12 protein-coding genes are annotated in these 13,097 nt (G+C 61.3%); 5 read left to right on the top strand and 7 right to left on the bottom strand.

Annotation, left to right across the window (positions count from 1 at the left end; translation table 11 throughout):
* The first annotated feature begins 489 nt into the window (after nucleotides 1-489).
* A complete protein-coding gene (locus AC1D2N_RS16620; protein WP_130657463.1) occupies nucleotides 490-804 on the top strand; it encodes a hypothetical protein in 315 nt (104 codons plus the stop codon).
* A gap of 242 nt (nucleotides 805-1,046) precedes the next feature.
* Here AC1D2N_RS16620 and AC1D2N_RS16615 read toward each other — a convergent pair whose 3' ends face one another.
* The 4 genes from AC1D2N_RS16615 to traC all read right to left on the bottom strand — a co-directional run bounded on the left by AC1D2N_RS16615 (nucleotide 1,047) and on the right by traC (nucleotide 4,367).
* A complete protein-coding gene (locus tag AC1D2N_RS16615; RefSeq protein WP_397511362.1) occupies nucleotides 1,047-1,493 on the bottom strand; it encodes a thermonuclease family protein in 447 nt (148 codons plus the stop codon).
* A 439-nt stretch (nucleotides 1,494-1,932) separates the two neighbouring features.
* A complete protein-coding gene (gene traG / locus AC1D2N_RS16610; RefSeq protein WP_130748848.1) occupies nucleotides 1,933-3,867 on the bottom strand; it encodes a Ti-type conjugative transfer system protein TraG in 1,935 nt (644 codons plus the stop codon).
* Nucleotides 3,854-4,069: a type IV conjugative transfer system coupling protein TraD gene (traD, locus tag AC1D2N_RS16605; protein WP_027668129.1), complete on the bottom strand. Its 216-nt coding sequence runs from the start codon at nucleotides 4,067-4,069 to the stop codon at nucleotides 3,854-3,856. The genes traG and traD overlap by 14 nt, the downstream gene beginning before the upstream one ends.
* 4 nt (nucleotides 4,070-4,073) lie before the next feature.
* Nucleotides 4,074-4,367, bottom strand: a complete 294-nt coding sequence (traC, locus tag AC1D2N_RS16600) for a conjugal transfer protein TraC (RefSeq protein ID WP_011654562.1) — start codon at nucleotides 4,365-4,367, stop codon at nucleotides 4,074-4,076.
* A gap of 255 nt (nucleotides 4,368-4,622) precedes the next feature.
* On the opposite strand from traC, the gene traA reads away from it, so the two are divergent.
* The 4 genes from traA to AC1D2N_RS16580 are packed head-to-tail and all read left to right on the top strand — an operon-like array spanning nucleotide 4,623 to nucleotide 10,296.
* Entirely contained in the window at nucleotides 4,623-7,949 is a 3,327-nt protein-coding gene (gene traA, locus AC1D2N_RS16595; protein ID WP_130657460.1) for a Ti-type conjugative transfer relaxase TraA, read from the top strand.
* Nucleotides 7,946-8,509 (top strand): conjugative transfer signal peptidase TraF, encoded by a 564-nt coding sequence (gene traF / locus AC1D2N_RS16590; RefSeq protein WP_130657459.1) that lies wholly within the window; start codon nucleotides 7,946-7,948, stop codon nucleotides 8,507-8,509. The genes traA and traF overlap by 4 nt, the downstream gene beginning before the upstream one ends.
* Entirely contained in the window at nucleotides 8,499-9,662 is a 1,164-nt protein-coding gene (locus tag AC1D2N_RS16585) for a conjugal transfer protein TraB (protein WP_130657458.1), read from the top strand. Before traF ends, AC1D2N_RS16585 begins: the two co-directional genes overlap by 11 nt.
* 16 nt (nucleotides 9,663-9,678) lie before the next feature.
* Nucleotides 9,679-10,296, top strand: coding sequence for a TraH family protein (locus AC1D2N_RS16580; protein WP_130657457.1), 618 nt, complete (start codon nucleotides 9,679-9,681; stop codon nucleotides 10,294-10,296).
* A gap of 124 nt (nucleotides 10,297-10,420) precedes the next feature.
* Here AC1D2N_RS16580 and tnpC read toward each other — a convergent pair whose 3' ends face one another.
* From tnpC to tnpA, 3 genes are read right to left on the bottom strand one after another with little or no spacing between them, the layout of a single operon-like run.
* Complete coding sequence (tnpC, locus tag AC1D2N_RS16575; protein WP_065276572.1) at nucleotides 10,421-12,076, bottom strand: IS66 family transposase; 1,656 nt, start codon at nucleotides 12,074-12,076, stop codon at nucleotides 10,421-10,423.
* A 45-nt stretch (nucleotides 12,077-12,121) separates the two neighbouring features.
* Nucleotides 12,122-12,469: an IS66 family insertion sequence element accessory protein TnpB gene (gene tnpB / locus AC1D2N_RS16570; RefSeq protein WP_018244911.1), complete on the bottom strand. Its 348-nt coding sequence runs from the start codon at nucleotides 12,467-12,469 to the stop codon at nucleotides 12,122-12,124.
* Complete coding sequence (gene tnpA, locus AC1D2N_RS16565) at nucleotides 12,466-12,876, bottom strand: IS66-like element accessory protein TnpA (RefSeq protein ID WP_018244910.1); 411 nt, start codon at nucleotides 12,874-12,876, stop codon at nucleotides 12,466-12,468. The genes tnpB and tnpA overlap by 4 nt, the downstream gene beginning before the upstream one ends.
* Between the last annotated feature and the right edge of the window lie 221 nt (nucleotides 12,877-13,097).

The following is a 13,097-nucleotide window of genomic DNA, read 5'->3' as shown; positions in this document are numbered from 1 at the left end:
CACCTTGCTGCACACCTTTTGGTTCAAGCCTGTCAGCACATTTGGCTTGTTCCTTGTTACGGCGTTTATCGGAAGTTCACTTGTGTTGGTCGTCATTGCTCATCCCTTGCACCTCACCGCCTTTGTGCTGGCAGTTTCCACTTCGCCTCACGGTTCGGTGAACCGGTCACCCGGTGGTTACGTTGTCCCCGAAGCTCCACACGGAGTCGTTGCCAACTTCGCATGTTCGGGTAGGGAACGACCGATGGAACGGTCGGTTTCGTAAAGTTCACATCACGTGGTCTCCTCTCGAAACAGAGATTCATGCGACTTTCAGGTCGCACTCCGGCGTCAAGGACATCGCGGCCCCTCCAATTTTCCCAACGCCGCAAGCGGCACAGAGAAAATAGGTTCCTCCGCTCGCCGCAGGGCGGCCGCGTTCCGCGGTCCCTGACCCCTCACGGACTACGGTGCCGACACCTTTCGTCAGAAAACGAAAAGGAGACTCTGATGACAAAGCATCAATTCGCTCGTGTGGTGGAAGAAGATCAGAAGCGGCCGGATCAACAGCCGGATTGGCTTGAACGACTGCGCCGAAATTTCGATGCGGAAGTGCATCTTCCCGCCGATATCTCGCGGGAGTTTCTGTCTGCAGCGCTGCTTTGGGCAGTCGACAACGAGGTCGATTTCGGTTTGTTCCACGAGGCCAGCGAGATCATCATTGCGCACTTCGGCGGTGATGAGATCTACCTCCCGTCGCGGTGGTCCGACAAACGATGGCACATCGGCCTTGAGGACAAAGAGCCTTTCGATCCGAGCGACTGAGGTCGAGACCAGAGGCGGCTTGTCGCCTCTGGTCTTTGCCTATGCACATGAGCCCCTCCAGCCGGATCGACCGAGCGGAGCGGCTATGAAAGGGGGGCTCTGCCGCCCCTCTCAATCTCACCCCATGAAGGAAGGGCAATGCCCCTCCTTCAAACTTCCTCCCATGGAGAAAGGGGACGGTTCCCTCCTCCCTTTCCCCAATCCCCTATCCCTCTCCCGTGCAGGGAAGGTGATGATGGCTGTCACCCGCCCTGGCACCAGCCGTGTCGGGCACCATCCCATGATCGGGCAAGCCCTTCCTTAATCAAGGCATCGCCCAGCGAATTGCCTGCACGAAATACGGTTCGCAGTTTGCGTCCATATTTGTCTTCGTCACGGAACCCGGCCGCTAGCGAGAATTTTCCAGCGTTGAGCAGCGTCAGCAGGCGGGATTTTGCCGCCTCACCCTTTATCCGTTCCGCCTCGCACCGGGACGGCCGGAGTTCAGGCGTATCGATGTCGGCGATGCGGATTTTCTCGCCGTTGAACCAGAATGTGTCGCCGTCGACGACGCAGTTTGCTCGATGGCTTCCGTCGCAGATCGAAAATGCGGTCGACAATGAATCCGTCGTCGGTTTCTTGGCCAAAGTGGCGAGATCGGGGAGAACGTCGGCGCCGCCATAGGCAAGCCAACCCCCAACAGCAATGATTACGGTGCATAGAACTGCCGTCGAGCGTTTACGCCATCTGTTCCGCCCAGATCTCAGCAGTCCTCCACCCGCGCGCTGCCGGTCGCGACCGCCTCCGGCCTTCGGCGGCTTTCTGAACGGAACCACATTCGATTTCGCCACTTTCCGATCCCCTCGTTTCGTCTCAACCTATGTCGGACCCGGTTTCATCTGCGTTTACGGAGGAGCTGGCTCTGGGCTGCGGTGTGGCCGGCAAAATGGTGCGCGACGGGCGGGGGCAGTCGATCCCGCCTCCCCTTCGGGCCACTATGTTGAGGCTCCTGCGGCTGCCCTGTTTTCCTCCCGTCACGCGACGAGAATTCCCGAAATCCCGCCCGCCGGGCGTCGCTATGCTGATTTCTCCGATACTCTTCATTTTTCTGGATCAGCCTTGCTCGGTTGCACCGCGCGCCGGCTTGGATCAGGCAGGCTTTGGCGTATCCCCGACCATGTGAAACCTGTTTGTGCCGACGCATGCCTTCATGTCGTCGCGCCGGAACCAGATGGCTCGTCCGCATCGGAGTGGCGCGTTTCCTGCGGTGAAGACGATCTGTTCGTCGGCGCGCATGCGCAAAACTTCATGCGGCTGGATGAGTGGTCTGGCGGCGAGCTGCTTCGACCGTGTCCGCGATGATCCCTTTGCCTGGAAACTCCGGCTCACCTGGTCGATCTCGACCGTGGTCATGCCGCAGCGTCGGGAGATGTAATCGGCGGTCTCGGGATCGTTGATCGCGGCAAACGAAATCCAGCTGGCACTCTCGAACCACTTACTTGCCGCGTCGCGGCCGCCATAGGTTTCGCGCATCTGGCCGATCGACTGATAGATCATCGTCAGCGTGATGCCGTATTTGCGACCGGCATCGCGCGCGGTCTCTATGATCCGCATGTAGCCGAGGCGCGCGACCTCATCGAGGAGAAACAGGGCGCGCACCTTGATCTGTCCGTCGCGATTGTAGATCGCATTCAGAAACGAGCCGATGATGACGCGCGCAAGACCGGAATGGGTCTCCAATGTCTTGAGGTCTATGTTGATGAAGACGTCCGTATTGCCGGCCGCGATGTCGTTGGTCGCGAACTTCTTTCCCGATACTAGCGCCGCGTAGTTCGGATAGGAAAGCCAGTGTGTTTCCTTGACCGCGTTGGCGTAGACGCCGGAGAAAGTTTCCGGCGTCATGTTGACGAAGGCTGCGACGTTTTCCTTCACAAAATCCGAGCCCGAATTGTCGTAGATGTCTTGCAGCCGCTTGCGCAATGTCGGCTCAGGTTCCGATAGATTCATGCGTACCTGCCGAAGCGTCTGGTCGTGCCCGTCCGTGTGACCGGACAGGCAGACATCGGCGATCAGCGCTGTCAGCAGTTGCAGCGCCGATGCGCGAAAGAAGTCGTCACGGACACCACGCACGCCGCCGCCGTCGCTCATGATCCATGAGGCGACCGAGGCAATATCCTCTTCCTTCGTCCCGCCGAAACGACCGACCCAGTCCAGGACGTTAAAACCGATGTCAGGCTTCCTTGGATCGAGGACGAATACATCCCTTCCGGCTCCGCCGCGATGCACGGAGACCATCGGTGCGACCTCGTTCGAAGGATCGAGCACGATCAGCGTGCCGCCCCATTTGAGCGCCGTCGGGATCGTCACCGACGTCGTCTTGAATCCACCGGAACCGGCAAAGACGATCCCGTGCGACGAGCCGAACGAGCCATCGAAGCACAGCAACGGCGACTTGCCGCCGGCGCCCCACGTCTCAGCGCTGTCGGCGCGAAACGCTTGGCTCCCGACACTGTCCTTGTCGATCCGATAGCGCTCGCCGATGACGATACCACCGGCATCGGGAAACAGCTTTGCTGCTTCCGTCAGTTTCATCCAATCCGCTTCGCCATGGAGCGCCCGCTTGCCCTGAATGCGTTTCGGCTCGGCCCGTGCGAACGCCGCATTGCCGATGAGCACAACGCGGAGTGCGAAGCAGGCACACATGAGTGCTACGCCCGCTCCGATCGCCGTCGCTGGATCGAGATAGGCCAAGACCGACTTGTCGGTGTTAAGCGTCTCCGTGAAAGCGGCAAGGCGCATCGTTTCGCGGGTAGCCGCGATCAGGATCGTCCCGCTGCATCCGGCAAGGACACCCCAACCTGCCTGCTTGATGTTGATCGAGCCGGCGCTCGAAAACAGCAACAGAATTCCGATCGCCGCACTCGCCACATAGGGCAATGCGATGCCCGTCCGCCCCCATGCCAGTCGCGCGGCCTCGGTCTTGCCGAAACCGGAAAGCCACTGCTCGATCCCGGTCATTCCGATGACGACCAGGATCATCAACGCCGCAGGCATGACGGCGAGCGCAATCCTATTGATCGTCATTGCCGAAGGCCTCCACGCCGATTGCCGTGAGCCTGGACCGCTCAGTATCGTCACTCTTGACGCGGCGCACTGCATCGACCAGCGCGCCCAGCAACAAAGCTCGCTTCTCGTAGCGTAGACCGGCCTTGACGATCAGTCCGCCGAGCTCGATCTTTTCCCGCGTGTCCTTCTTGCGGGCGTCGGATGTCATCGTCCTCGCCATGCGTTCAAGCCTCGCCAGCGCTGCCCGCGCCCGCGCCAGACGTGACCGGCGCGGTTTGCTGCGAGACGACGGCTGCCCCTCCCCTTTCTTTTCCGGCCGTAGCGCCCTGCCCTCCGCGAAATCGCTTGGTCAGTTGCTCAAACGCTGCCTGAAGCTCCGCCTCGTCGATCTCGATCTCGCCAAGGCCCGCCTTGAGCGCGATCCGGCCGATGCGTTCCGCTTCCCGGGTCTCGGCGATCTTGAGCTGTTCCTGCAGCTTGGCGATTTCGTCGCGAAGTTTCGCGGATGGCTTCTTCATGTCCGTCTGTCTCCCTGGGTGCGAAAGCTTGTCTTTCGAACCCAGTTTTTCGGACCGGAGTGCGGAACGCACTACTGTGAATCCTACAATCGCCAAGGGCGATGCTTTCGGGAATGATCCCGGCCGTTCCGAAGGAGCGGCTTCCAAGGGCGCAATTATACGTCGCTGGCGCGACGTGTTGCTGAGAGAGCCCGGTGGGGGCGCTGCTCCCAACGAACTCTTTGATTTCGTTCGCAACCGGGAGAGAACTCCGCCGTGGCCGTCCCTCACTTCTCCGTCAGCGTCGTCGCCCGTGGCTCCGGCCGCAGCGCCGTCCTGTCGGCCGCTTACCGGCACTGCGCCAAGATGGAGTTTGAGCGGGAAGCCCGGACGATCGACTACACGCGAAAGCAGGGGCTCCTGCATGAGGAGTTCGTGATCCCTGCCGACGCGCCGGAATGGGTACGCAGCATGATTGCCGATCGCTCGGTCGCCGGCGCGTCCGAGGCCTTCTGGAACAAAGTGGAGGGCTTCGAGAAGCGATCCGACGCGCAGCTCGCCAAGGACGTCACCATAGCCCTGCCGCTCGAGCTGACGGCCGAGCAGAACATCGCGCTCATGCGCGACTTTGTGGAGCGGCACATCACCGCGAAGGGCATGGTCGCGGACTGGGTCTATCACGACGCCCCCGGCAATCCTCACGTCCACCTCATGACCACATTGCGCCCGCTGACCGAAGACGGTTTTGGTTCGAAGAAGGTCGCGGTGCTCGGCCCGGACGGCAAGCCAATCCGAAATGACGCCGGCAAATTCGTCTATCAGCTGTGGGCCGGTAGCACTGAGGATTTCAATGCGTTTCGCGACGGCTGGTTTGCCTGCCAGAATAAGCATCTGGCGCTTGCCGGCCTCGATATCCGCATCGATGGCCGTTCCTTCGAAAAGCAGGGTATCGACCTCGAGCCAACCATTCACCTCGGCGTCGGCGCCAAAGCGATCGAGCGCAAGGTCGAGCAATCCGACCACAAGTCGGAGACCTCGACTCCCAAACTCGAACGCATCGAGCTTCAGGAGGAGCGCCGCAGCGAGAACGCGCGGCGCATCCAGCGTCGTCCGGAGATCGTGCTCGACCTGATCACGCGGGAGAAGAGCGTCTTCGACGAACGCGATGTTGCGAAGGTGTTGTATCGCTATATCGACGATGTCGCTCTGTTCCAAAGTCTGATGGTCCGCATTCTGCAAGGTCCAGAAGCGCTCAGGCTCGAACGCGAGCGAATCAACTTTGCGACAGGTAGTCGGACACCCGCGAAGTACACCACGCGCGAGATGATCCGCCTTGAAGCCGAGATGGCCAATCGCGCGATCTGGCTCTCCGGTCGCGCCTCTCATGGTGTGCGCGAGGCGGTTCTGGAGGCGACCTTTGCGCGCCATTCCCGTCTGTCGGACGAGCAGCGAACGGCGATCGAGCATGTCGCCGGGGCCACGCGGATTGCCGCTGTCATCGGCCGCGCCGGCGCCGGCAAGACGACGATGATGAAGGCTGCGCGCGAGGCGTGGGAAACGGCCGGCTATCGTGTGGTCGGCGGAGCGTTGGCTGGCAAAGCCGCTGAAGGTTTGGAGAAGGAAGCTGGCATCGTTTCCCGCACGCTGTCGTCGTGGGAGATTCGCTGGAACCAGAGTCGCAACCAGCTCGACGACAAGACTGTTTTCGTACTCGACGAGGCCGGCATGGTGTCGTCACGGCAGATGGCGCTGTTCGTCGAAGCCGTCACCAAGGCCGGTGCGAAACTGGTTCTGGTCGGCGACCCCGAACAGCTTCAGCCGATCGAGGCGGGAGCCGCCTTCCGCGCCATTGCCGATCGCATCGGCTATGCCGAACTCGAGACGATCTATCGTCAGCGCCAGCAATGGATGCGCGACGCCGCGCTCGATCTGGCGCGCGGCAATGTCGGCAAAGCGGTCGATGCCTATCGCGGATATGGGCACGTCAGGGGGTTGGACCTCAAGGCGCAGGCGGTCGAAAGTCTCATTGCCGATTGGAACCACGGCTACGATCCTTCGAAGACCAGCCTGATTCTCGCACACCTTCGCCGCGACGTCCGAATGCTTAACGATATGGCGCGCGCCAAGTTGGTCGAACGCGGCGTCGTCGCGGACGGATTTGCGTTCAAGACAGAGGACGGAACTCGCATGTTCGCGACCGGCGACCAGGTCGTGTTCCTCAAGAACGAGGGCAGCCTTGGCGTCAAGAACGGCATGCTTGGCAAGGTCGTCGAGGCATCCAGGAATCGTATCGTTGCCGAGGTTGGTGAAGGTGAGCACCGCCGACAGGTCACTGTCGAGCAACGTTTCTACAACAATCTCGACCACGGCTATGCGACGACGATACACAAGAGCCAGGGTGCGACCGTCGATCGGGTGAAGGTGCTTGCTTCCCTTTCATTGGACAGGCATCTCACCTATGTGGCCATGACGCGCCATCGAGAGGATCTCGCCGTCTACTACGGCAGCCGCTCCTTCGCGAAATCCGGCGGCCTCATCCCGATCCTGTCGCGCCGAAACGCCAAGGAGACGACCCTCGATTACGACAAGGCGTCGTTCTACGGCCAAGCGCTGCGCTTCGCGGAAGCGCGGGGCTTTCATCTTGTCAACGTCGCCCGCACGATCGCACACGATCGCCTCCAATGGGCCGTCCGGCAAAAACAGAAACTCGCCGACCTGGGCGCCCGTCTAGCCGCCATCGGTGCGGCACTTGGACTGGTCCGCGGCAGCAACAAACACTCCTTCCCGGACACAATCAAGGAGGCCAAGCCCATGGTATCAGGCATCACCACCTTCCCGCAAACGCTCGACCAGGCTGTCGAAGACAAGCTTGCCGCCGATCCCGGGCTCAAGAAGCAATGGGAGGACGTCTCGACCCGCTTCCAGCTCGTCTACGCGACGCCGGAAGCTGCCTTCAAGGCGATCGATGTCGATACCATGTTGAAGGACCAGTCGGTCGCGCAGTCCACCCTGGCAAGGATTGCCGGCGAGCCAGAGAGCTTTGGCGCGATCAAGGGCAAGACCGGTCTTCTCGCGAGCCGTGGCGACAAGCAGGACCGGGAAAAAGCCATTGCCAATGTTCCGGCGCTTGCGCGAAATCTTGAACGCTATCTTCGTGAGCGGGCCGAGGCCGAATTGAAACATGAGACGGAGGAGCGCGCGGTCCGGCTCAAGGTTTCGGTCGACATCCCGGCGCTCTCTTCAGCCGCCAAGCAAACGCTCGAACGCGTGCGCGATGTGATCGATCGCAACGATCTTCCGGCTGGCCTCGAATACGCGCTCGCCGACAAAATGGTGAAAGCAGAACTGGAAGGTTTCGCCAAGGCTGTGTCCGAGCGCTTCGGAGAACGGACCTTCCTGCCTTTGGCTGCGAAAGACACTGATGGCAAGACTTTCGAGACCGTCACAGCAGGAATGACGGACGGCCAGAAAGCGGAGGTCCAGTCTACGTGGAATTCCATGCGTACGGTCCAGCAACTTGCCGCTTATGAACGAACGACGGAAGCGCTCAAGCAGGCCGAGACGCTGCGGCAAACCAAAAGCCAAGGGCTCTCGCTGAAATGACCGGGGCTGCAACCCGCCGGTCGATGACCACGCAGCAACGACGATCCATTGTGGTTCTGTCGATGGCGGCGGTGGCCGCCATCCTGCTGGCGGTGACCGCCGTCGCCGGCGCCTACCGCATCAATCTGACACCGAGCGAGCCACTCGGCCTGTGGCGCATCATCCCGCTTCATCGACCGGCAGCAGTCGATGACCTCCTGTTCATCTGCCCGCCGGAAACGGCGGCGATGCGGGCAGCGAGAGCACGAGGCTATCTCCGTTCTGGTTCCTGCCCTGGCGGCGTCGCACCGTTGATTAAGACAGTGATCGCCGTTGCGGGACAGCATGTCGAAATCGGCGCCAGCGTAGACGTGGACGGTCGGGAAGTTTTCTCTTCCAGTGTCGCGCAACGAGATGGAAAGGGACGGCCGTTGGCGCCGTTTATGAGCGGCACCATACCGCCTGGATATGTCTTCCTGCATTCCGCATTCCCAGGATCCTATGATTCCCGATATTTCGGTCCGTTGCCAGCATCCGGCATTCTCGGGCTGGCGCAGGAGGTGTTCACCTATGTGCCGTGATTACCTTCGGCCGGCGCTGCTGATATTCGCTTCGATCGCGGTCGGCGTGGTGGGCTGGAGCGGATCTGTGCTGTTCTTACCCGTCGCCTTGGGGTTTCCCGTTCTTTGGTCGATCTCGCAAACGAGATCGGTCGCGGCACTCGTCTCCAGCGGATACTTCCTGGCCGCATCACGTGGTTTGCCGCAAGGCGTGGCCGCCTTCTATTCGTCCGATATTTGGCCCGGCCTGCTACTCTGGCTGTGTGCATCATTGAGCTTTGTCACGGTGCATGCTGTGCTTTGGACGATGAACGCGCGCACGCGTCCGTTTCGCTATGTCCTCGCAGCCATCATCATGGCCATCCCGCCATTCGGCATTACGGGCTGGGCTCATCCAGTCACGGCGGCGGGTGTTCTGTTCGCGGGATGGGGATGGTGGGGCCTTGGCTTCATGACAGGTGGCCTTGCGGGCCTCGCAACCCGTACTTGGCCAGCTGTCGCCATCGCCTTGACTGGCTTTTGGCTGTGGTCCGCCGCGATCTGGACCGACCCGAAACTACCGGAAGGCTGGCGCGGCGTCGATCTGGAAATGGGGGCTTCGCTCGGTCGGGACGCCGGACTTCACCGCCAGCGTGACATGATCGCAACGGTGCGTGGTGCGGCCAGCGATGGCGCCCGCTACGTGGTGCTGCCTGAAAGTGCGCTTGGCTTTTGGACGCCGACCGTGGAACGGCTTTGGGTAGGCGTCCTCCACAACGCCGATGCGACGGTGATCGCTGGCGCCGCGCTGCTCGACGCCTGGGGCTACGATAATGTCCTGGTCGCGATCGACAGGAAGGGCGGCCGCATCCTCTATCGCGAACGCATGCCGGTTCCCGGCTCGATGTGGCAGCCGTGGCGATCCTGGTTTGGGGAGAGCGGCGGCGCCCGGGCGGATTTCTTTGCGAACCCGGTCGTCTCCATCGGTGCCGGCCGCGGGGCGCCGTTAATCTGCTACGAACAACTGATCGTCTGGCCGGTGCTTCAGTCCATGCTGCACGATCCTGATTTCATCATTGCCGTCGGGAACGGTTGGTGGACCGATGGGACGTCGATCGTCGCCATCCAGCGGACTGCTGCCACGGCTTGGGCAAAGCTCTTCGCAAAACCGCTTGTTATTGCCTTCAACACCTGAGCGCAGAGGAGACACCATGCTCGACGCCGGCCTGATAAAAGAATGCGCTGACCCTTCTCTCAAGCCCGCGATCATCGAGCAATTCGTGATGGCAGCGGGCTCGGAAGACCCCCTCGCCGTCACTGTCAAATCGGGCGGCCGGTTAATACTCGTTCCGAAAGCGGCATCGGCCGAGGAGGCGATGGCGATCGTGCGCCAATACGCTGGTCAGGCGGTCGTCCGAGTCGGCCTGACCCAGTTTCCTGCTGGGGTTGGAGTCAAGGAGCCCGCTGATTTGAAGCCTGATTTCGTCGATCCTTGCCAGAACCTCCGCAAAGGCACGACGATGTTCGCCAAGGTTCTGAGGATCGTTGCGAAATGGTATGGCAACCCCACGAGCAAAGATGTCTTCCCGCAGATTTTTGATGATGCAGTCTACGTATGGAAGACCGGCGAGTTCGAGGGCGTGAGTGTGTTTCAGGCGGAGGATCCTGGCATACCCATCGAAGCGCCGCAGCAAAGCGATGAAACGCGTCCCGCCGAGTCAGTGGATGGTGAGGAAGCGACGCCGAAAGACGTACAGCCAGAGACGATGCGGGACGTTGGGTATGCGGGGATACGGATCGATCTTTCCCGCATTGGTGGTCAGCAATAGCGTTGAGTTCCCCTCGCATTGGCGAGGCATGTTCCGGCCAAGCCAAAAGTTAGGCGACTCCAAAGCGTGAAATTAGTGTGATGCATGGTTTGTGGTTGTGTATGCATCCGGTGAGGGCCGCAGGTTAGGCTGCTTGAGCGTTAAGTCCGTGTGGCTGCCAATTCCACGGGAGTAATTGCTCCAGCTTACTGATTGGCGTGTCGGCGATGCGGGCCAGGACGTCAGCAAGCCAAGCCTGGGGATCGATGTCGTTGAGCTTGGCACTCATGATCAGCGTCACTATCAAGGCAGCACGATCAGCGCCGCGATCCGATCCGGCGAAGAGCCATGACTTCCTTCCAAGTGCAAAACCCCTGAGCGCGCGCTCGGCGGCATTGTTCGTGAGACAAATCCGGCCGTCGTCGAGGAACGACACGAAGCCGTTCCAGCGCTTCAGCATGTAGTCGATCGGCTCTGCGACCGGAGAACTGCGCGACAGTTTTGCCCGCTCGGTTTGAAGCCAGCGGTGCAGTTCGCCGACAAGCGGCAGACTGTGCTTGCGACGGCGCTCCAGGCGTTCCGCTGCGGCAAGCCCGTTGATCTCACGCTCGATGTCGAACAGCGCATCGATCCGTTTGACGGCTTCCAGCGCCATAGGCGAGATCGGCGCGGCGCGGCTGCCGCGTTTGGCATTCGTGGCGATGTCGGCCAGCACGAAGAACTTGCGCCTCGCGTGCGACCAGCAGAGCGCCTGCGTCAGCGGCCCCGGATCGCGGTCTACCTTGAACAGCGGATTGTAGCCGCCATAGGCATCAGCCTGCAGAATGCCGGTGAAGGTCTTCAAGTGGCGCTCGGGATGCTCTTGTCGTCGATCTCGCGAAGCATAGTAGAGAGCCGCCGGCGGCGATTGCCCGCCAAACGGCCGGTCATCTCGGACATAGGTCCAGATGCGACCCCTATCGGTCTTTCCCTTCGCCAGGATCGGCACTGTGGTGTCGTCGCCATGCAGCCGCTCGGCAGCCAGGACATGCGCTTCCATCAACGAATGGAGTGGCTTCAGCGCCGCGGCGCAAGCGCCGACCTGATCTGCCAGCGTCGACAGGCTGAGGTCGATACCCTCTCGGGCATAGCGCTCGCTCTGGCGGTTCAGCGGTTGATGCTGCGCGAACTTCTCAAACAGGATCATCGCCAGAAGGCTGGGCCCGGCAAAGCCCCGCGGCGTCACATGGAAAGGAGCTGGTGGCTGGGTGATCTTCTCGCATTCGCGGCAGGTGAACTTCTCCCGCACCGTTTGGATCACCTTCCACTGACGCGGGATGACCTCCAGGGTCTCGGTGATGTCTTCGCCCAGCTTCGACAGCTTGCCCGAACCGCAACAAGGGCAGCTCGCCGGGGCCGCGATAACGACACGCTCGCGCGGCAGATGTTCAGGGAATGGTTTCCGTGATGGACGCTTGCGCTCGAAAGCCCTGACCGTCGAGGCTTTGGCCGCAACCTCTGCCGCCAGTTCGTCTTCGCCAGCGTCAGCCTCCAGCTCCTCGAGCTGCAGTTCCATCTGTTCGAGGAGTCGCGCCTTGCGTTCTGACCGGCTGCCGTAAAGTTCGCGGCGAACCTTCTCGATCTCCAGCTTCAACCGCGCGATCAGCGCTTCGGAATGCGACACGAGCGCCTTTGCGCTGGCGGCTTGCGCCTTGGCGGTCGCTGCCTCTGCCTCGGCAGCGATACGCCGGGCACGCTCCTCGGCCAGCAGTGCAAGCGCACTGGCAAGGTCGTCCGGAAGCTCATCAGTCGCGTCGCTCATGGCAGGATGGAATCATATTCGAGTCCGCCATTCCAGTGCTTTTGCTCATCCTGCCGATGTTGGCCGCCAGGTCTTTTGCGGCATCCGCCAGTCTATGCCTTCGAGCAGATAACCGAGCTGGGCCGGTGTGATCACCACCGTGCCGTCATCGGCTGACGGCCAGATGAAGCGGCCGCGCTCCAGCTTCTTCGTGAATAGACAGGCTCCTTGTCCGTCATGCCAGATCACCTTGATCAGACCTCCACCGCGCCCCCGGAACACGAACAAATGTCCGCACATCGGATCGCGCTTCAGCGTCTCCTGCACCATCAGCGACAGACCGGGGAAGCCTTTGCGCATGTCCGTGTGACCGGTCGCCAGCCAGACCTTCACACCACTCGGAACCGGGATCATCTCCGCCCCAGCACGACATCGAGAATGCGGCCCAGCGCGTCCGTGTCGATGTCGCTGTCTACGCGGATACGACGGTCCCGACCGAGTTCAATCGTCACATCGCTGCGCTTCCGGCGGGACTGCGATGGGGTGGGTGGCCCCGAGGGAATGGGCGAGGCTGGAAGCGCGGCCTCGGACACGACCACCGGCACCAACGTGCTCGCTGTTTCCGTCCTCGGCTCCTCGATTTGACAAAGCTCCTTGCGCCAACGGAAGAGCTGGCTGACATGGATACCGGCCGCACGGGCAATCTCGGAAAGCACTGCACCTGGCTCGAGACAGGCTGCAACGAGCCGCTCTTTATCTTCCTGAGACCAGCGCCGTCGGCGCTCGACAGACGTGATCACTTCAATCTGATGCTTCGTCATAGGACTACTCCTAGTGTTTGCACTAGGACTTCCGATGTTCGTCTCAACCTCGCAAGACGGCCCTCACCGGACGCTCTGATGTCCGTTGTCAAGACTCTGGACGCACGAGACCAACCGCTCGGCGGAGCGGTGGTCAAGGATGCACGCTCATAGGTGGAGACGGGACCTGAAGGACGTCGGTGATCAAGCTCTGATGCGCGGATTGGATACCGCATTCCCGA

The sequence above is a fragment of the Rhizobium sp. P1_B8 genome (assembly GCF_056406515.1).
The sequence above is the reverse complement of the archived record's forward strand: the minus strand, read 5'-3'. Positions and strand labels throughout refer to the sequence as shown.